General features: G+C 39.8%; 16 protein-coding genes. 3 read left to right on the top strand and 13 right to left on the bottom strand.

Translation table 11 applies throughout. From position 1 onward, the window contains the following. Nucleotides 1–49 precede the first annotated feature (49 nt). A complete protein-coding gene (locus ACIQZ2_RS01355) occupies nucleotides 50–619 on the bottom strand; it encodes an adenylate kinase (protein WP_395767037.1) in 570 nt (189 codons plus the stop codon). Nucleotides 620–882: 263 nt separating this feature from the next. Between ACIQZ2_RS01355 and ACIQZ2_RS01360 the strand changes: the two genes are divergently transcribed. The 3 genes from ACIQZ2_RS01360 (at nucleotide 883) to ACIQZ2_RS01370 (ending at nucleotide 6,772) form a co-directional block, all read left to right on the top strand. Beyond that, nucleotides 883–4,137: a SusC/RagA family TonB-linked outer membrane protein gene (locus ACIQZ2_RS01360; RefSeq protein ID WP_395767038.1), complete on the top strand. Its 3,255-nt coding sequence runs from the start codon at nucleotides 883–885 to the stop codon at nucleotides 4,135–4,137. A gap of 32 nt (nucleotides 4,138–4,169) precedes the next feature. Continuing rightward, a complete protein-coding gene (locus tag ACIQZ2_RS01365) occupies nucleotides 4,170–5,945 on the top strand; it encodes a RagB/SusD family nutrient uptake outer membrane protein (RefSeq protein WP_395767039.1) in 1,776 nt (591 codons plus the stop codon). 101 nt (nucleotides 5,946–6,046) lie between these two features. Continuing rightward, the gene (locus tag ACIQZ2_RS01370) at nucleotides 6,047–6,772 is read left to right on the top strand and encodes a nitroreductase family protein (protein WP_395767040.1); all 726 of its coding nucleotides are present in this window, start codon (nucleotides 6,047–6,049) and stop codon (nucleotides 6,770–6,772) included. On the opposite strand, the gene priA is transcribed toward ACIQZ2_RS01370, so the two are convergent. The 12 genes from priA to sucD form a co-directional block, all read right to left on the bottom strand. Continuing rightward, a complete protein-coding gene (gene priA, locus ACIQZ2_RS01375; protein ID WP_395767041.1) occupies nucleotides 6,769–9,270 on the bottom strand; it encodes a primosomal protein N' in 2,502 nt (833 codons plus the stop codon). The genes ACIQZ2_RS01370 and priA overlap by 4 nt on opposite strands. 44 nt (nucleotides 9,271–9,314) lie before the next feature. Next, nucleotides 9,315–9,917 (bottom strand): gliding motility lipoprotein GldD, encoded by a 603-nt coding sequence (locus tag ACIQZ2_RS01380; RefSeq protein WP_395767042.1) that lies wholly within the window; start codon nucleotides 9,915–9,917, stop codon nucleotides 9,315–9,317. Between the two features lie 7 nt (nucleotides 9,918–9,924). Continuing rightward, the gene (locus ACIQZ2_RS01385; RefSeq protein ID WP_395767043.1) at nucleotides 9,925–10,695 is read right to left on the bottom strand and encodes a lysophospholipid acyltransferase family protein; all 771 of its coding nucleotides are present in this window, start codon (nucleotides 10,693–10,695) and stop codon (nucleotides 9,925–9,927) included. Nucleotides 10,696–10,711: 16 nt separating this feature from the next. Then, nucleotides 10,712–12,181 (bottom strand): pyruvate kinase, encoded by a 1,470-nt coding sequence (gene pyk / locus ACIQZ2_RS01390; RefSeq protein ID WP_395767044.1) that lies wholly within the window; start codon nucleotides 12,179–12,181, stop codon nucleotides 10,712–10,714. Between the two features lie 210 nt (nucleotides 12,182–12,391). After that, complete coding sequence (gene gldN / locus ACIQZ2_RS01395) at nucleotides 12,392–13,297, bottom strand: gliding motility protein GldN (RefSeq protein ID WP_395767045.1); 906 nt, start codon at nucleotides 13,295–13,297, stop codon at nucleotides 12,392–12,394. Between the two features lie 10 nt (nucleotides 13,298–13,307). Continuing rightward, entirely contained in the window at nucleotides 13,308–14,897 is a 1,590-nt protein-coding gene (gldM, locus tag ACIQZ2_RS01400) for a gliding motility protein GldM (RefSeq protein ID WP_395767046.1), read from the bottom strand. Nucleotides 14,898–14,927: 30 nt separating this feature from the next. Continuing rightward, a complete protein-coding gene (gldL, locus tag ACIQZ2_RS01405; RefSeq protein ID WP_395767047.1) occupies nucleotides 14,928–15,689 on the bottom strand; it encodes a gliding motility protein GldL in 762 nt (253 codons plus the stop codon). A gap of 30 nt (nucleotides 15,690–15,719) precedes the next feature. Further along, on the bottom strand, nucleotides 15,720–16,850 hold the full coding sequence (locus ACIQZ2_RS01410) for an SUMF1/EgtB/PvdO family nonheme iron enzyme (protein ID WP_395767048.1): 1,131 nt from the start codon (nucleotides 16,848–16,850) through the stop codon (nucleotides 15,720–15,722). Between the two features lie 169 nt (nucleotides 16,851–17,019). Continuing rightward, nucleotides 17,020–18,000 (bottom strand): type IX secretion system membrane protein PorP/SprF, encoded by a 981-nt coding sequence (locus ACIQZ2_RS01415; RefSeq protein ID WP_395767049.1) that lies wholly within the window; start codon nucleotides 17,998–18,000, stop codon nucleotides 17,020–17,022. A 94-nt stretch (nucleotides 18,001–18,094) separates the two neighbouring features. Further along, nucleotides 18,095–18,886 carry a uroporphyrinogen-III synthase gene (locus ACIQZ2_RS01420; RefSeq protein WP_395767050.1) on the bottom strand — a complete coding sequence of 264 codons (792 nt, stop codon included), beginning with the start codon at nucleotides 18,884–18,886 and terminating at the stop codon, nucleotides 18,095–18,097. Between the two features lie 91 nt (nucleotides 18,887–18,977). Further along, nucleotides 18,978–20,168, bottom strand: coding sequence for a hypothetical protein (locus tag ACIQZ2_RS01425; protein WP_395767051.1), 1,191 nt, complete (start codon nucleotides 20,166–20,168; stop codon nucleotides 18,978–18,980). Between the two features lie 8 nt (nucleotides 20,169–20,176). Next, complete coding sequence (gene sucD / locus ACIQZ2_RS01430) at nucleotides 20,177–21,055, bottom strand: succinate--CoA ligase subunit alpha (RefSeq protein WP_395767052.1); 879 nt, start codon at nucleotides 21,053–21,055, stop codon at nucleotides 20,177–20,179. Nucleotides 21,056–21,102 lie beyond the last annotated feature (47 nt).

Here is a 21,102-nt window from a genome sequence, read left to right on the forward strand (position 1 = left end):
CCAAGGTCAAAAACTAACCTCTTACCTTTTACTTATTACCTCTTCGTTCTTATTTCTCAATGATGGAAAGAATCTGACCGAAAATAACTTCGATCTCTCCTACTCCATTAATCCCAGTAAACTTTCCTTGGTTATCATAATAACCAGCCACCGGAGCTGTCTTTTCCATATATTCCTGTACACGTTTACGAATCAGCGATTCGTTTTGGTCATCTGGTCTACCGGATGATTTACCGCGTTCCAATAAGCGTTGGGTTAATTCTTCTTCGGCAACCTCTAGCGCAATCATTTGCGTAATGCTCAACGAATGGCTAGCCAAAAGCGAGTCTAGGGCTTCTGCTTGCGCAACTGTGCGCGGAAAACCGTCAAAAATAAATCCTGCAGCGGACTTGTTTTCATTTAATTTATTCTCAATCATGCCGATAACCACCGCATCAGGAACCAAAATACCCTGATCCATAAGTTTTTTGGCCTCTAAGCCTAAAGTACTTCCAGCAGAAATTTCTGCCCGTAATAAGTCACCAGTTGATAGGTGAATTAATCCATATTTGTCGATAAGTTTCGCTGATTGAGTCCCCTTACCTGCCCCTGGAGGCCCGAATAAAACTAAATTTAACATAAAATAATTGCGTAAAATTCTTTTAAATGGGTAAAAATATATAGACCAACAAAGGTAATCAAAGGATTCAGATTTAACTATTTATAAGCAGAATTGAGTACTTCTACATTACCATGCAATTAAATTTATAATAATTATTAAAAAAAATATTGAAAAAAAACAAAAACAAGGGTACCACGTAAAAAATATTTCCTTAAATTGGTGACATTATATGTCGGCACAATTTGTAGATTGGTCGACACACACTCAAACCAACTTATTATATGAAAAACAATTTCTACGTAAGCCGAGTGGTCTTTCTAATGGTATTCATGTTAACACTTTCATGGGTATCATTTGGTCAAGACCTAAAAGTTACGGGTAGTATCCAAGACGCTAAGGGCGTGGGTATTCCCGGTGTTTCTGTTGCAGTCAAGGGTACAACAACGGGTACTACAACAGATGGTAATGGAGCTTTCTCCATTAACGTTAAAAGTGGCAATGCCGAATTAGTAATTACTTCGGTAGGTTATGTTTCAAAATCTGTCGCGGTTGGAAATCGCTCATCTATCAAAATTACTCTTGATGAGGATGTTAGCCAATTGAGCGAAGTCGTTGTTACAGGTTACACCTCCCAGCGTAAAAAAGACATCACAGGAGCCGTAGCGGTTGTAAGTGCGAAAGAACTTACTGCTGTACCAGCTGCATCGGTAACACAAATGTTACAAGGACGTGCATCAGGTGTGACGGTAGGTAATGATAACTCACCGGGTGGTGGAACGATGGTTCGTGTCCGTGGTTTCGGTTCGACAAACAACAACTCACCTCTATACGTAATTGACGGTGTGCCTACGCAAGGTACACTAAACCAAATCAATCCAAATGATATTGAGTCGATGCAGGTGTTGAAAGATGCTTCTGCAGCTTCTATCTATGGTGCACGTGCTGCGAATGGTGTTGTGATCATCACAACGAAGCGTGGTACGGATGGTGAGCCAAAGATCAGCTTTGACATGTACACAGGTACACAGCAAGTAGGTAAGACTTTAGATTTAATGAATACCAAGGAATTGGGTCAGTATTTCTACGAGTCGCAAATTGGAGCAGGTAGACCTGCAGGAACTTCTCCATCAGCACAATATCGTTTTGGTGCGGATGGTTCTCAGACGATTGCGGATTACATCTATCCAAACGTTTACGGTGCGTTACCAGCTAACTTTACCTATACGAATGACATAACAGATCCAAAATTAGGTGTTACGGCATTTAACATTACGAAAGCCAACAAGGAAGGTACTGATTGGCAGCGTGAAATTTTTGGACCAGCTAAAATCTCCAACTATCAGTTGGGTGCTACAGGTGGCTCAAAATATGGTAAGTATGCAATTTCTGCTAGTTATTTCGATCAAGAAGGTATCTTGAAATATACGGGATACAAGCGTTACTCAGTTCGTGCGAATACAGAATTCAAAAAAGGTGCTATTACTTTTGGAGAGAACGTAACGGTTTCAATCGATGAGCGTGTTGGTATTCCTGCTGGAAATAACAGTGAATCCAATCCAATCATGTTTGCGATTCGTATTCAACCGATTATCCCGGTATTTGATATCACAGGAGGTCCAGTAGCATTAGGTGGAACAAATACATCATTTTTAAATGGTTTTGCAGGTCCTCGTGGTTCTAACCTTGGTAATGCACCTAACCCATTAGCTCGCCTATGGAGAGAGCGTGATAACCCAGTTACTTCTACACGTATCTTTGGTAATGTATTTGCTGAAGTTGAAATCATCAAAGATTTAAAGGCGCGTACAAGCGTTGGTTTTGAATACAACAACTTTAATCAATCAGCTTTTTTCAATCGTGATATTGAAGCAGCGGAAGCGCGTAATGCGAATAGCTTAACGGTAGGAAATAACTTTGATCGCGCCATTACATGGTATAATACGTTGAACTACTCTAAAAAAATAGGAGATCATGACTTCAATGTATTAGTTGGTACAGAGGCTGTTTCAACCTATGGATTTGGTTTTTCAGCACAACGAAGCAATTTTGCCTTTGACGATTTATCCTATCGTTATTTGAACAATGGTTCAGCTGCAGGTCTTACAAACGCAGGATCAGGAGCAACGATTACGGCTTTGTTCTCTCAATTTGGAAAAGCAAATTACTCATACAAAGATTTCTTATTAGCTGATTTTACGTTGCGTAGAGACGGTTCTTCTCGTTTCTCACCAGCGTATCGTTATGGTGTGTTCCCTGCATTCTCTGTAGGTGCGCGTCTTTCTGAGTTAGCCTTATTTAAGAATATCACTGCATTGAATGATTTGAAAGTACGTGCAGGTTGGGGTAAAACAGGTAATCAGTTGATTCCAAACGTATACAATGCATATACATTATTTACACCAGATCCGAACAACAACGCTTATGACATCGGTGGTGCAGGTAATGCCATCGCTTCAGGTTTTGATATCGCGCAATTTGGTAACTCAAATGGTCGTTGGGAAACAAATACATCCACAAACATTGGTTTGGATGCAAGTTTGTTCAACAACAAATTAGACGTTGCTTTTGACTGGTATACACGTACAACATCAGACATGTTAACACAAGTACCTATTCCAAGATCATCTGGAACAGGAAGTATCCCATTTGTGAACATTGGTGAGGTAAACAACACAGGTATTGATTTAAACGTAACATACAGAGATCAAATCGGTCAATTACGTTATTCACTTTCAGGACAAATTAGCCATTACAAAAACAATGTGGTTAAGTTAAATGATGATCCGCAAGCACAAATTTTTGGATTCTCGACTCGTCTACCAGCTATTTCTCTAACAAGAGCAAATTTGCCAATTGCTAGCTTCTTCGGATACGTTGTTGAAGGTGTACTTAAAGATGATGCAGAAGCTGCAGCAGCGGTACAAATTCCAGGATATACCCGTGCAGGTGTATTTAAGTTCAAGGATGTGAATGGTGACGGTAAAATTAATGCATCGGATAGAACGGTCATTGGTAATCCTCATCCAGACTTTACATATGGTTTAAATCTTAATTTAGGGTATAAGAATTGGGATTTAACTGTGTTTGCGCAAGGTGTTCAAGGTAATGAGTTATTCAACTACTTAAAGTATTGGACAGACTTTAATACCTTCCAAGGAAACCGTTCGACAGATATGTTGTACAAGTCATGGAAGAAACAAGGTGACGTAGCACAATTGCCGCGCTTGAATGCAAATGATACCTTTAGCCAGCAAATTTCAACATATTTCGTTGAGGATGGTTCATACATGCGTATCAAGAATATCCAGTTAACTTACAATGTACCTAACACGATGTTGAAGAAAATCAAACTTAGTTCGATGCAGGTATATGTGCAAGGACAAAACCTGTTGACTTTCACCAAGTACAAAGGTTTAGATCCTGATATCAACATTAGAAACTCAGGAGCAGACAATCAAGATATCCACATGGGTATTGATGAGGGTGCATTCCCTGTGGCTAAATCTTACAATGTAGGTTTAAGAGTAGGATTTTAATTAATTATAATTTGAAATAAATCAGATAAAAAATGAAAAAGTTAATCATATTCGCATTGTTTGCGACAGTTGGAATAAACTTTTCTTGTTCAGAGTCGTTCCTAGAGGTACAACCTCAAGGTGCTGCTTCTCTAACGTCTCTATCTAATAAAAGCGGAGTAAATGCCCTACTAATTGGCGCTTATTCTTTATTGGACGGAGTTGGTGCAGGAAATACAGGACGTCAATCTACCATCTCAAACTATGTGTTTGGTGGAATTACATCCGGTGATGCCGTAAAAGGTACAGATGCTGGTGACCAGCCAGAGCAAAGTTTCATTGAGCAATATACTTGGTTTGCAGAAAACACGTATTTCAATGGTAAATGGCAACATACCTATGATGGTGTTGCCCGTTCCAACGAGGCCATCTTACTTGCTAAAAGCCCAGATGTAAAGGACATGACAGAAGCAGAGAAAACGCAAGTAATTGCGGAAGCTCGTTTCTTACGCGGTCACTACCATTTCGAAGGAAAGAAGATGTGGAACATGATTCCATATATTGATGAAAACACCTACAAGCGTGATGATCCAAATTCAACGAAAATACCAAATGACAAGGATATTTGGCCAAACATCGAGGCAGATTTCAAATTTGCAGCGGATAATCTTCCTGCAACACAAGCACAAAAAGGAAGAGCTACGAAATGGGCAGCGATGGCTTATTTAGCAAAAACGTATATGTTCCAAAAGAAATATAGTTTAGCTAAGCCATTATTATTAGATATCCTTCAGAATTCAGGTAAAAAATTAGTAGCTGATTACCATGACAACTACAGAAACACGACGAACAATAACATTGAGTCAATTTTTGAGGTTCAATTTTCAGTAAATGATGGTTCTACAGGAAATAATGGAAATGCAGGAGACAACCTAAACTGGCCATATAGTGCTAACGCTCCTGGTCGTGGATGTTGTGGATTTTACCAGCCATCTCAAAACCTAGTGAATGCATTTAAAACTACTACTGATGGTTTACCAATGATTGGTAAAAACAAAGCAGGTCTAGAGGATACTTACAATGAGGTAGATTTACCGAATGATCAGGGTATTGGCGCTGCAGCTGCTTTCGTGTTAGACGTGTCTGCTCCAGTAGATCCACGTTTAGATTGGACAGTAGGTCGTCGTGGCGTAAACTTCTTAGATTGGGGTAAAATGCCAGGATCGACTTGGATTCGTGACCAAAACTATGCGGGTCCATATTCTGGTAAAAAATGGATGTATTATTTAGCAGATGAAGGAAGTTCGACACACTCTACCAGCCGTCGTTCGGTTAACAACAACTACCGTCTACTTAAATTATCGATGGTAATTTTATGGTTAGCTGAAATCGAAGCTGAAGAGAATAACCTTTCGAAAGCGGAGGAATATGTAAATATGATCCGTAACCGCGCTAAAAATAGCAAAGTTCAAGATGCATCTGTTAATAATGTTATCAATCCTTATCCAGCTGGAACATTTGCAGCTAATGGTAAAGATTTTGCATTAAATGCAGTTTACATGGAAAACCGTTTGGAATTTGCGATGGAAGGTCACCGTTTCTTCGACCTAGTTCGTTGGGGAATTGCAAGTGACTTCCTAAACAAGATGTATATTCCAAAAGAAGGAGCTCCAGGCAGAGATATGACTGGAAGAACATATAACAAAAGAAGTTATATGGTTGGTAAATCATTTACTGACAAAAACAGATATTTCCCGCTACCAATCGATGAGATCTTAAATTCTCAAAAAGCTGGAAAGCCTACATTGAAACAAAATGACGGATATTAATCTATCTTGAATTTTTTTAAAAAAAGTCAGAACCTCGTGTTCTGACTTTTTTTGTTTTAGGGCGTCCAACATTTCCCGTATATTTGACAAAATTTAAACCTATGCTAGCAGATTCATTTGAAACCATCGTTCAGCGCCGCCGCAGCAACAGACGCTTCGACCCAGAAGTAAGTGTCGCTGATGAGGTGATTGAACGAAGCCTTCAACGAGCAATTTTATCCCCCAATAGTAGTAATATGCAGTTATGGGAATTCTATTGGATTCAAAGTCCGGAAGAGAAAGCAAAATTCCATTCCCTTTGCTTAGGTCAATCTGCAGCAAAAAACACAGCACACCTCGTTGTCTTTGTTACGCGTTTAGACTTATGGCCACAACGAGCAAAATGGAATTTAGCGCGCATACAGGAATCCCTTCAGGGGAAAGAGCCCAATAAAATGGAGAAGCGAGGTTTGCAGTATTACAGTAAATTAATGCCATTATTGTACCGCCAAGATCCTTTTGGATTCTTTACAGGTATTCGTAAGGCCATGTGTTTTTTCATGGGAATACGGAAACCCTTTATGCGTTTTGGAGGTAAAGCAGATCAGCGTGTTATGGCGCATAAATCTTGTGCCTTAGCTGCACAAACCTTTATGCTATCCATTGCAGCTGAAGGGTATGAATCTTGTCCGATGGAAGGATTTGATGCGGTACGCGTAAAGAAAGCACTCGGATTACCTTCCGGAGCAGAAATCAATATGATCGTCTCTGTAGGAAAGGGAACTGAAGAAGGAGTTTGGGGAGAACGCTTCCGCCTACCTTATGAAGATGTCGTTTTTAAACGCTAAAGACAATCGACATCAGGAATGACCTGTACACCTTTAAAGATCGGTTTGCTAGGTAATTCATCCATCAATGCACGTAATTCCAATTTAAATTGAGCCAAGGATACACCTTTCTCTAATTTGATTAGGATTTCCATGACAAATTGATTGCGAATTCGTTCAATAAGTGGGCGCTCAGGTCCAAGAATACGACCATGTCCATATTTTTCTTTCAACTGGCCCCCTAAGTCAATAGCCGCCTTTTCAACGTGAGTAGATTCAATATGACGCAGCGTCAATTTAATTAAACGAACAAAAGGTGGATAAGCATAGCCTTGACGCTCCACAATTTCATCCGCGTACAAGGCGGCATAGTCCGCATGCTGAATAAATTGAAATAATCGATGCGTCGGTTGATTCGTTTGTATATATACCTGACCTTGAACATCTCGCCTACCAGCTCGGCCTGCTACTTGCGTAATCAATTGGAATGCCCGTTCATGAGCTCTAAAGTCGGGGAAATTAATAATCTTATCAGCATCAAAAATGGCAACAGTCGATAGGCCTTCAAAATCCAAGCCCTTGGCAACCATTTGGGTACCCACTAGTATATCAATATTTCCAGATTGAATTTCGCTTAGGAGGCTATTAAATGCTGTTTTCGAACGCGTTGTGTCTAAATCCATCCGACCAATCCGCGCATCTGGAATGAGTAATTGCAATTCTTCTTCCAACTTCTCCGTTCCATAGCCCATGGTTTTTAAACTAGATCCTCCACAAGCCGCACAGCGACGCAATAAAGCTTCCCGATAACCACAATAGTGGCATCGTAATTCTTGATCTTTCGCGTGATACGTTAAACTCACATCACATTGATTACATTCAGCAATCCAATCACAATCCTGACACTGAATGTATGGGGAATATCCTCTTCTATTTTGAAACAATAAACTCTGTTTCCCTTGTTTGAAATTTTCCTCCAACATACTGACCAAATCCACAGAAAACCCACCCTTCATTTGCTTCATCTTAGTGGCATACTTCGTGTCAATCAGATTTAATTGCGGCAAGGTAGCCTTCCCAAATCGTTCCATTAATGTCACCAAGCCATACTTTCCTTGCTTGGCTTGATAATAGGATTCTATAGAAGGCGTAGCAGAACCCAACAAGACCTTGGCTTTTTGTTGGCCAGCTAATACCATCGCCACATCGCGGGCATGATAGCGTGGTGCGGGGTCTACTTGTTTAAAAGATGACTCATGTTCTTCATCCACAATGATTAATCCTAGCCTAGAAAAAGGGAGAAATACGGATGAACGCACACCAACAACAAAAGGATACTTGCCTTCCACGATGGATTTCCAAACCTCCACCCGCTCATTATCTGAAAATTTGGAATGATAAATCCCAACCTGCTCACCAAAAATCTTTTTTAAACGGGCAACTATCTGAGTAGTCAACGCAATTTCAGGGAGTAAATACAAAACCTGATCGCCATTGGCCAAGGCCTCCTGAATCAATCGGATGTAAATTTCCGTCTTCCCGCTTCCCGTTATTCCATGCAATAAGACGGTGTCCTTTTCCTGAAATTGTTCCAAAATGGCATGATAAGTCTTTTCCTGCGCCTGATTTAAATCAAAAGAAGCAGGTATAAAATCGTCCGAATCTGTCCCAAAACGAGATACTATCGTCTCGAAGGATTCGAAAATTCCATTTTTAATTAAAGTCTGTAGTGCACTTTCTGATAACCCAGCTTGGGTAAAACTTGACTTTTCCAACCCCCGCCCATTCGATTCCACGTCCCGCATTACGGGTATAAACTGTAAATAATGCAATAAAATACTGATTTGCTTGGTTTTGGACTCCAACTGACTGATTAATTCTGTCAATGCCTCTTTACTTGTGTGGGTGGAAACTAAACGAATCCGTCGTTGAACTTTCGGTGTATATCGATCCTTTAACTCATCAAAAATCAAAATAGCCCCCTTTCCTACCATGGATTTTATATGGTGGTAAGGACTCTTTACCTCAGCAATACGGGCGACCTCATCGTAGGTCAAGGCACCTTTCTCTTGAATAGCTTGAAAAATAACGGCCTCCTTCTCAGTTAAATCTTGTTGAAGTTGAAACTCAGGGTGAATCTGGACCTTAGATTGACTTGAAATCTTTAAACCAGCCGGTAGGGCCACTTGAAAGACTTCACCCGGGTAGCACATGTAATAATTCGCCACCCATTGAAAAAGCGCAATCTGAGATGCCGTAATTAAGGGAGATTCATCCAATATCTCCAATATATACTTAGCTTGATATTGCTTTGGCGGTTGGTGATGAACACTGACAATAACCGCTGTTAACACTTTGGTAGAACCAAATGGAACTACGATGCGTAATCCTGCCTCTACCCATGTGGCCCACTGACGAGGTACGCGGTAGGTAAAATAGCGCGGAATGGGTAATGGAAGCAATGCGTCAACAAAAACTGTTGACTGCTCCGTTTCAAAAAGTACATTTGATTCGCCCATATAAGCTACAAATAAACGGAAAGTTCAGGACCTGAACAAGTCAGTTATTTCCAAGAAAGCGTTTCAATTAAATGTAAAGCATCTTGCTTTAGAAAATGAATTATAGGGGCCAAAGAATCGTTTTGGGTAGCCGTTTTAACATAAATTGCCCCACGCAAAAAATGCTTAGAACTATCCGTTGTGAAAAACTGCAAAGACGTGGCAACTTCGCCATTCAATTCTATTAAACCCGCTTTTCTACCATCCTTAGTCGTCATCACAAAATCATGAATTCCGGAAGCCTTTCCCTGATGTTTATAGGCAAGCGCAAATGCATCATTAATCAATGCTTTCATTTTCTGTTTATCACCTCCTAATGGTTTATAGGTAATTTGAATAAAGGCATCCCAACGCGGATAGTACAAATAAATCCAATGTGGTTCTGCCTTAAAGACCTCTTTTTTATTCCCAATGGTAACGGTATCGGGGATAACTTGCGCATAACGGGAGATTTCAAATTGATATGGATGTCCAGCCTCTACGGATTTATACGTTGCTGAGGGCAAATCGATGCGATTAAATCCCTTAGGCCTAGGTAAATGATTTTCGGGCTCGCTTGAACAAGCAATTAACATACACATAAAAACCAATCCGACGATATAACGCATAGAAGATTTATTGAGGCATATCAACGCCATGATAGTCCAAAATAGGTTGTTGGATTTTCTGAAATACTTTTTCCCGAAGAACTGGTAAATCTTCTTGGGTCAACCCTAAGGTTTCAATGGGGGCATGTACACGAACTTGAATAAGCCCTGGTTTCAGCGCAATGTAATCATCATCCATCAGTTGGTGATTATTCAAGAACGAAACGGGAAGTATCGGAACTTGTTGCTGGATCGCCATAGCAAAGGCCCCATCCTTTAAGGGAGAGGACATATAGGGGAAATTTTTGGAAGTAATTCCTCCCTCAGGAAAAATAATAATGCTGCGATTGGATTGCAATGCCCGAATCGATTTTGCCAAGGTGGCGCTGCGTGAAGCTCGATCATTGCGGTCAACTAATATATTCAGCCGACTATACAAATAACCAAATAGGGGTACTTTTTTGATAGATGACTTGCCCACAAAAGAAAAGTAATTCGGAAGAATTTTAACAAACGCAGGTATATCGAGGTATGAAAAGTGGTTTGCGCAAAAAACATAAACTTGCTTGGGGTCTATTTTTTGTTCTGAAACTACTTCAAACCGCAGGAATCCAAAGGCGAAAAATAAGTGGGACCAGATCCGTACCAAACGATGGGCAAAGCGTTTAGTATCCTTATGCTGCAGAAAAATCAACATGAAGGGAAACAAAACTAGAAACCATCCAATAAACCAAAAACCGGTCCATACAGAGTATAAACCGATTAGCGGGTTGGATAGATAAGGGTGTTTTTTCTTCATGGATAAACCCTGAAATTTATTCTACGATACCTAATTGAACCGTATTGGTTTTCTTAGTTGTATGTGCAGGTATTGATAGTGTTGTAACAAATACATCTCCCACTTGTAACAAATTATCTTTCTTTAGGCGATCAACCATTCCCTGAACCGTTTTCTCAACACTTTCGGATGCAGCATCATAATAGAAAACTTTTGCGCCCCAAAGTAAGCCCATAGTAGACATAAGTTGCTTATCATTAGTAAAGACAAATAAATCTGCTTTTGGACGGTGAGCCGATAATTTAAACGCAGTCTGACCCGAGTTTGTGATGCAAAGTATCGCTTTGGCTTTTGAATCACGTGCAAGACGACAAGCGCCTGAAATCAAACGATCCGTTAAGGTTACATTGGATGTATTCGCTAAGGCGTGATTTTTAAAATAAATAGCAGCCTCATCTCCTTTAATAATTTCAATGGCATTTTGTTGTTGCTCTACGACCTCATGAATATGAGCCATCGTTTCAACGGCTTTAATCGGATATGAACCTGATGCTGATTCACCCGACAACATCGTTGCTGACGCTCCTTGTAAAACGGCATTAGCCACATCGGATGTTTCGGCGCGCGTAGGTACTGGATTAGTAATCATGGATTCCAACATCTGAGTAGCCACAATGACCGGCTTACCAGCGGCTGTACACTTCTCCACCATTACTTTTTGTAAGTAAGGAACTACAGCCCCATCCATTTCAACCCCTAGGTCACCACGAGCTACCATGATGGCATCAGTCGCCTCAATAATTTCATCTAAATTATCGATAGCTTCAGGCTTTTCTATTTTGGCAATCACCTTGGCTGTTTTTCCGTAGGCTTTAATTTTATCTTTTATATCCCAAATATCCGATGCTTTACGCACGAATGATAGGGCAATCCAATCTACCCCATGATCTAAACCAAAATAAAGATCGGCAGTATCTTTTTCAGTTAAGCAAGGCAAAGAAACTTTTGTACCAGGCAGGTTAATACCCTTCTTTGACTTCAAAATCCCACCATAAATCACTTCGGTAATTACTTCTTTTTTAACTTTATCAATCGCAAGTACTTTCACTTCTAAATTACCGTCATCCATCAAGATGCGCTCCCCAACATTAACATCCAAATACATGGAGGTATAGGTTGTCCCTACCTTTTCAGAAGTACCTAATAGATTTTCATCCATAGCAAAAATCAATTGCTTACCAGCTTCCAAAGGCACACCATTGTTTTCAACCAATTGCGTACGGATTTTAGGTCCTTGTAGATCTTGAAGAACGGTCAAATTAAGACCTAATTCATCACTGATTGAACGAATCGTTTGCAAGCGCGCCAAATGATCCTCATGCGTTCCATGAGAAAAATTTAACCGGAAAATATTTACTCCTGCTTGGGCTAATTGAATTAATGCTTCTTTTGATTCAGATGCGGGGCCTACTGTGGCAACAATTTTTGTTTTGCGTTGATACGACATATATTAATTTAGTCAAATTACTCTGCAATTTACATTTAAGTCGGCAAAAAATGGAATTAAATCAAGATAATAAACCCATAATTTTGCAAAAAAATAAGAAATGAAATGCCTAAAATCACTTGCATCTAATATTTTACTCGATTTATCCTATGCAGCAAAGGACATAAAAAAAGGAGCTAACAGTAGCTCCTTTTAACCATGTTTTTGGAATTAGTTTTCCCACATATCATGCTCCATTTCCAACAATTTATATTCAAGGAGTTGGGACATCATCAGCCCTTCTTTTTCTCCCCCGTATAAATCAGAAAGCAACTTGTCTTCTACATTACCTTTCTTGATAATGCGAGCTTGGAACATTCTTAAGTCAAATGCATCCGCCATATTTTTATGTTGCATCTCATTTTCTGAATTATACCAAACACAATTCGGTTCTGAGCGGAAAAGTTTATACAAATCTTTAAAACGGAAAGTGGCAATTTCCTTATCAAAACCTGCCTTCGTTTTGGAGGCAGGGATAACAATTTTAATTGACTGAATATCAAAATACAATCGAGATCGACGACGGTCAATAACCGCATCTTCACGAATCTCTAATATAGAAAGATCTTTTGCATAATAATACTCGACACCTATGGGTGTAGGCTTTTGGTCAAAATCATCTTTAGCTGGCACTTCAGTTGACTTGGGGGCACTACCTCCCCATCCATCATCCGTTCCTGCAGCCTTTGGTGAAGAGCCTTCCGCTCCAAAGCCGGCTGCTTTTTCAGCATCAGATAGCGCAGATTCTTGAGATTGCTCTTCCATTTTCAGGTTATCCAAAAACTTCTCGTAAGTCAACTTTGTGGTCAATGAATCGTTGGTGTAAGGAACCAAAACGCCTGCTTTGACCCAATCCATGATAAACTTGGTAATCTCGTTGTTTTTTGAGAAAAATGGCTGGTTAATTTTCTCATTCAAATCCATACGACGCCATAAACGAGCCTTGTAATGAATACTAGATTCATCGATTGGACGTACTGAATTTTGATTTGGAGGAACTGGTTTTTCTTGTGCTTGAGCATAAAAACCCAATACTGCAAAAACCATTAATAAGAAATATCGATTTACTGATTTCATAAAATTCAGGTTAATTCAAAGGAATGTTTTTAGTCATCGTAAATGGTATAGATTCAACAGCTCCCTTAAAATTTTTCCGTTGAACGCCCTTAACCTCAATATAATAGCGATCTCCGGCTTGTGCCTGAGCTGCTAACTTGCCTATTGACCCGGAACCTTGTAAGGTTACATCGTCAATTTTTCGCTGACCTCTCGCTAATGCCACATACAATTCAGATACACGGAAATTTGCATCTTCTGGATTTGTTGATTTAAAAGATTCGTCAGCAATGGCACGTGCATCAATAGAACGTAAACCACCGGCACTCGCGCCACGTTTTTCGTCTAATTCACCCCCGTTACCATAAATACGAACTTCTGGTCTTGGTACTCTACGTACACGGAATGTTTCCTTGCCAAGTAAAGTTCCACCATTGGTGATATTCAACGTTACATTAGCAGATGAAGGAACGATTGTAACTTTACCGCGATTTTGCCCTCCAATCGCCTCACCACCATCAGCGGAGAACGTCGGATTCCACAAAGCTCCCAAACCTGGGCTAGCTACACTTAAACGATTCGCACAGCCTAAATATAAGGCAGGCAAAGTTGCTGTCTCAATATTATAAGTAGGCTTCAGGACAAAATACTCTTTTTGGATTGTCTCCGTCTTTGGACCCGTAGGACTCATGTAAGAAACAGAGGCTGTATAAGACTTTCTTGACAATCCATTTGCATCAAAGCCTCCGCCTGACGTTTTAAATTTAATTTGACCACGTCCATCCAAAACAGGTATAGAAGAGCCGTTAAAACTCATACGAGGAGTAAATCCACTGGAGGTAGCTGCAATAAATACTTCTGCTTGATACTCCATTCCTGCTACAACCGTATTGGCATTTGCCGAAACTTGTGCAAAAACTTTATCAAATTTAATTTCTTTAGCACCCACTTTAGCGGCTAATTGCGCTAAAACATCACTTTCATACCTACGTATCTCCGCTTGCTTTTGAGAAATTGTGGCTAAAGCAGCTGGCACTGGAGTTTGAGCAAAATTCAATTCGGCAAAATCTTTATTGGCTTGATTCGCATCTTTACTCGCAATCGGATCTGATTTAGCATCATTAGCTAAAGAAGGGAATTTAGTACCTGGATCAGCTAATTTTTGTAAATCTTGAACGTATTTAGCAAACATCGTCTCCATCTTGTAGGCCTCTCCCTTTTTATCAGAACCAACCATAAGAGTAAATACCTTCTCTTCTTCTTTCGGATTTTTAATATTTCCTGTTTCAGGATCAATGCCGCCACCCGTTTCTATAATTTTACCTTTAACTTCATCCAAATGATTAACTAAAGCATCCGCTAATCGGCGCACTTCATTCGCACGTTTAGTAACCTCAGCATAAGCCCCTGGATTAGGTAAATCTTTGATTCGTTCTTCAATACCTTGCACCATTCCTTTATTCTTTGCAGTTGCAGACTGATTTGCAATCTCTAAACTGGAATTCAAAATGGTGAATTTCTGTAATAACGCATCGGATACTTGCAAGGCAAGTAATGCGGTAAGAACTAAATACATCATCCCGATCATTTTCTGCCGGGGTGTCTCTTTTAAACTAGCCATATATTATCTAAGCAGTAATAGAATCAAAAATTATCCTTTCATAGCAGTCAACATGCTGCCATACACTTGATTTAATGCCTGAATATTGGCATTTAACTTAGCTAATTCAGCTTTGAATTGCTCGGCATCTTTCGATGTTGCAGCAATTTGTTCAACTGTGGTATTAACATTGCCATAGTAACCATTAATCGCTTTTAAATGCTTACTTGATTCTTGAATCTCTGTTTCATAAATCGCATTCAATGCGGCTAATTGATCTCCTGCTTTGGCATATTGCTGCGCATACTTGGCTGCTTCTGTTGAGGATATCGAAATAGAACCTAATGAAGCATTAGCATCAGCAACCGTTTTATTCAACGACCCCAATGATTGAGAAGAGGCATTTAACGATTGTACAAAATCATTAGCAGCACCCGTAGCTTTTGAAATTTCTTGTAAGCTATTCGCCGTTTCTGTTAACCCTTTCAAACTCTTGGTTAAATTCTCAACTACATCAGCGCCTAAGCCCGGTTGATTAGCTAAATTAGCTAAGCCGTTTCCTGCAGGACGAGGAGCCGCAGCTTCACCACCCACCAATTCGGGATAAACGTTTTCCCAATTGTATTCCTTCTCCGGTTTGGCCTGTAGGTATAAAACACCAAATAGAATAAAGATGGCAGCCTCGGTAAACATACCTACCATCAACATCTCGTTAGCACCATCCCAGTGAACGATTTTAAATAATGCTCCAATAATTACGACAGCAGCACCAAAACTTGCTACCACATTAATTGATTTTTCTAATCCCTTCATTTGACTTTATTTGAATCTTTGATTGTTAAATTATTTCTTAAGTGCTGGACGTCCCAGGTAACGCATCATAGAACGGAAACCGATATATGAACGCTTTTTACTTTGTAATTCATATGCGCGTGTTCCTGTTTCTAAGTAATAGGCTATGTCCTTCCAAGAACCCCCACGAACTACTTTACGCGGCTCATCGTCATCCTTATTGACCGTATTTAAATCCCATGTAACTGCCGATGCATTATCTGAGTAAGCATCAATACACCACTCAGCAACGTTGCCCGACATGTTATATAATCCAAAATCATTTGGATCAAATGCATTGGCAGGAGATGTGTAAGCATATCCATCTGCATCATAATTACCACGGTGTGGCTTAAAATTCGCCATTAAACATCCTTTTGCATTCGCAACGTATGGATTGCCCCATGGATACTTCGCTGAAGCACGACCTCCGCGAGCGGCCCATTCCCATTCCGACTCAGATGGTAATTCAAAACGAGGCAAAATATATTCACCTTGCTTCTTGCGGTACTCGTTAAGCATCTTGGAGCGCCATAAACAAAAATATTTGGCTGCTTCCCAACTAACCCCTACCACAGGATATTGATCAAATGCTGGGCTAGAAAAATAGTATTCCAACATAGGATCCCCATTATGGAAAGTAAAATCATTCTTCCATACCGTAGTATCTGGATAAAAATCAGACATAATTTTATCCTCACCTAAAACAGAAACGGAATCTTTTAAAAGAGAATTGGTAAACTGACGATATTCATGGTTGGTAATTTCCGTATCATCCATATAAAACGCCGCAACCGTCACACGCTTATTAAAGCTAATTCCGGAGCGAGAGGCATCTTCATCAGCCTGCCCCATCATGTAACTTCCAGATGGTACTAATACCATTCCGTAAGGCGTAGGCTGACTCCATCCCTTACGAGCAGACGCAACCACTTCCCCATTTTCAATACCAGGAGCATCTTTAGCAGACTTGCCAAATTTTAATCCCCCCTTTTTCGATGAAGAAGAAGCCCCTTTAGAACTACTGAGGGTTTTTGAACTCTTTGAGCCACCCTTTGAACCGCCACAACCAAATAGTGTAACAGACAAAACAAAGGCTGACAAAACGATTGCCAATGGCTTTCCAACAAATTTAAAATTCATATAGACGAATTATTATATCTCAACTTAAACGTTACTATTCAAAAAAAATTGCGCACTAAACAGTTTAAGTACACACAATTAAATCAAATTCCTCAAAATTAACGGAATTTCTAATAATATGAGTACAAAACATCCTTTTTTTTGTAACATAATTTATTGATTATTTTCTCTAGTTAAATCGAGGCGTTTTAACAGGGATTATTCTCGGGGCCAACTGAAATGATGGCAGAACAAATCTCAGCATAATTTCATGGGACAAATTAGCCTTGGCTGAGGCATTCACCAAAGACAAATCCAACGCGTACGCGATATCTAACCGATTGTTTAATACCGAAATTCCAGTCATAAAGCTGCTGGCATCATCCCAGCGATAGGCTGCTCCTACCCAAAATTGCTGCTGGTAGGTCACTTTCGCACCACCTTGAGGTAAAAAAATGCCGCTGTAATATATGAGTTGGCCAAAAGGTGTTACATCAAAGCGATCATTTAAACCGATGGTCCCTTTTGCGTGTAGGTTAATTGCCAACTGGTTGGCCAACTTTATATTGGGATTACCAAAATCAAATGAAGATTGATTCAGGTGTCCAACTCCAAGTCCGACTTCCAATAAATCAGTGGAATACAACAAGCCGGCATTAAAATCAGGGATGGATTGTGACACTTGCCTACCTGATATATCTACTGCCAAAGGGTCATTTGCATCTCGCACTCGAAAAATTTGTCCATCAAAAGATTTATTATGCATGCCGAAGCCCGCACCAAAAGAGACTCTTGCCCCACTTGCTAAAGGAAAATGATAGGCCAACTGAAGTCTAACGACTTGTTGACCCACACCCGATGGCGTCTTATCATTCATCACGATAAGTCCCATCCCCAAATTTTGAAAATTCAATGGAAGGGATAAACCAATAATATTTGTTCCTAAATTCCCAGAACCATCTTGTGAGGTTTCATAGGAGGTCCATTGATTCCGATAATGATTCTGAACATAGGCATCACGACCAACACCCGCTGCCGCAGGATTAAAATACAGTGTATTTAGGTGTGCCAAACTTAAACCTGGATCTTGCTGAGCAAAAGCTGAAATACTCAAAAAGACAAGTAGCGCGTACTTTATTGATTTATCCAGGATGTGTATAATTCCTTGCATGGTTAGAATTCTGCCAAAAGCTGAGCTAAAATAAACAAAATAACGATAGCGGAATAGCCTCTAACTAAAAAAAGCTCCCGTTGGGAGCTTTAAATTATTTATTGGCTTGTTTAATGTAGTGCTCTAAGGCTCCCGTCATAGAAGGGGCATTCGGCATAGGTGCCTGAATATCTAATATGAGCCCCGCATCATGTACGGCTTGTGCAGTCGTCGGACCGAAAGCTGCTAAACGCGTATTATTTTGCTTAAAATCTGGAAAATTCTCATACAATGAGGTAATTCCTGAAGGACTAAAAAATGCAATAATGTCGTAAAAAACGTTCTCCAAATCAGACAAGTCAGCAGAAACTGTCTCGTACATTACCGCTTCTGTCAACTGGAAATCATTGGTACCCATGTAATCAGGCAAATCTTTCTGCCGTTTATTGGAGCAAGGGAATAAAAACTTCTCGGTTTTATGTTTTTTAATTACCTCCAACAAATCCAAGGCCGTTTTTGTACCGGTAAAAATTTTGCGCTTACGAATAACAATGTATTTGTGTAAATAATTAGCTGTTTGCTCCGTGATACAAAAATACTTCATGTCGGCTGGTACCTCGATTTTCGCTTCTTTACAGATGCGGAAAAAATGATCGATGGCATTGCGACTTGTGAAAATAATCGCGCTATGAGATAAAATATCAATTTTTTGCTTTCTAAAATCTTTGAAAGAGATCCCCTTCACATCAATAAAGGAGCGAAAGTCAACTTTTACATTGTATTTACGTTCGATTTCAGAATAGGGAGATTTTGCAGCATCTGCCGGAGCAGCCTGAGTAACGAGGATACTTTTTACTTTTTTCAACCGACTTGCATCGGGCTGCGTAACGTTTGCAACTACACTCATAATAATTAATTCAAATTAAGCACTCTAGCTTGGCCTTAAACTGAAAATGCTTGCAAATATACGAGAATTTTTTTCAAAAAAATATCTGCTATTACATGTATTCTGGAAAAATCAACTCCCGCAATCCAAATACCATTACTTGTCCCTCCATCAATACCAAATAAGCCAACAGTGAAAGTTGGTTTACTGAATAACTTCTACGAAATACTTGAAAAAAGTAAATTGCCCGAACGATAAAATATCCAGTAATTACATACGATATGTAGTTCAAACTCACAGGATACATGGGGCCCATGTAAACTGAAAAAAGACTAAGTAAACAGAATAAAACTAAAAAAAACTGCAAGTTGGCTTGAATCGATTTAAAATAATGCGCCTCAGCTATATTGGGCAATCTGAAAAGGTTTGTAAATAACTTATACACAAAGAACCGGCTGACGAACAAGGCAAAACCAATGGCTGTTTTGGATAAAATAAACCAAACCGCCGGAAGAAACCTTTGTAAATTCTCCTGAGATTCAAAAAATGAATCCTGTGACTGATTTAGCAAACCATTGTAAAATGAAAAACAGGCCGTAACTAAACTCAACAAAAAAATTACAAACAGATTAGGGAAAGCAAAAGCGTTTTTCAACAGCACCTCTTCTTTTATTTCCCAATGAATCCAATCTGAAAAACGAAAATACGCCGCGAAATAACGAGGAAAAGAAGTAAACAATACCCCCATAAAAAGCAAAATGAATAAAAACGCGCTTCCAAAAAACTGATTAAACAAATACGCATTTCGTTGGCTTAAATTCAACCTATCCGAAAATGTGGTGTTTGCCTCCTCTACCTTTCGCTCTATGGAAACGGTTTTAGGCAAGCCGACCATATTAGCTTGATAAAAACTCAAGTACAAAGGACCAGACTGCCTAAATTTGTCTCGTAAACTATCAACTGACCACCGGTAGGTTTTGTCCTTGTATAAGTGACTGTGGAAAGCCCCTTGAATAAAAAGAACATATTCCCCATCCATCTCCAAGCGAATATAGGTCTTCGGGTATTCCTCAAGCGGAATGGCTAAAGATTTCGATTTGTAATTATAATGTTTGGATGAAATATAAGGCAGAAATGACTTTAAATTCGCCTGATAGACTAACCATGCCTTATCGAGCGGCTGTACCTCCTGCCACTTTGCAACTGCAAACTGACTGGAGAGCCATAAAATAACGAATAAAAAAAATCTGCTAATCTTCCTGGTTAGGATATGATTAGCAGATTTTGAGATAAAAGGAATCATCCTTAAAATTATTTTCCAGCTAATGCTTTAATCATCGTTTCACCGATATCAGCTGGCGAGTAAACTACATGAATACCACACGCTTGCATAATCTTCATTTTAGCTTCCGCTGTATCATCAGCTCCGCCAATAATTGCACCCGCATGACCCATCCGGCGACCTTTCGGTGCTGTTTGCCCTGCAATAAATCCAACTACTGGTTTGCGATTTCCATCCGCTTTGATCCAACGTGCTGCTTCAGCTTCCATGCCTCCACCAATCTCTCCGATCATCACGATGCCTTCAGTTTCCGGATCATTCATTAATAATTCAACAGCCTCTTTTGTTGTTGTGCCAATGATTGGATCACCACCAATACCGATAGCTGTTGTTTGGCCTAAGCCTGCTTTCGTCAATTGGTCTACCGCTTCATAGGTTAAGGTACCTGATTTTGATACGATACCTACTCGGCCTTTTTGGAAGATAAAACCTGGCATAATACCAACTTTACATTCATCAGCTGTCATGACACCTGGGCAGTTTGGTCCGATTAACCGACAATCATGATTTTGAATATACTCCTTCGCCACAATCATATCTTTGGTAGGGATACCTTCCGTGATACAAATAATCACTTTGATTCCGGCATCAGCAGCTTCCATAATCGCATCTGCAGCAAATGCGGGTGGAACGAAAATAATTGATGTATCAGCACCTGTTTTTTCAACAGCATCAGCCACCGAATTAAAAATAGGACGATCTAAATGCGTTCCTCCTCCTTTTCCTGGGGTCACCCCGCCTACCACATTCGTACCGTAGGCAATCATTTGTTCTGCATGAAAGGAACCTTCTGTTCCTGTAAATCCTTGTACTATAATTTTCGAATTCTTGTTAACTAAAACACTCATTTCGTAGGGGTTAAATAAACGTAGGCGTATTTTTTTTCAAAGGTACA

The organism is Aquirufa sp. (assembly GCF_044342065.1).
In the GTDB taxonomy this organism is placed as follows: domain Bacteria; phylum Bacteroidota; class Bacteroidia; order Cytophagales; family Spirosomataceae; genus Aquirufa.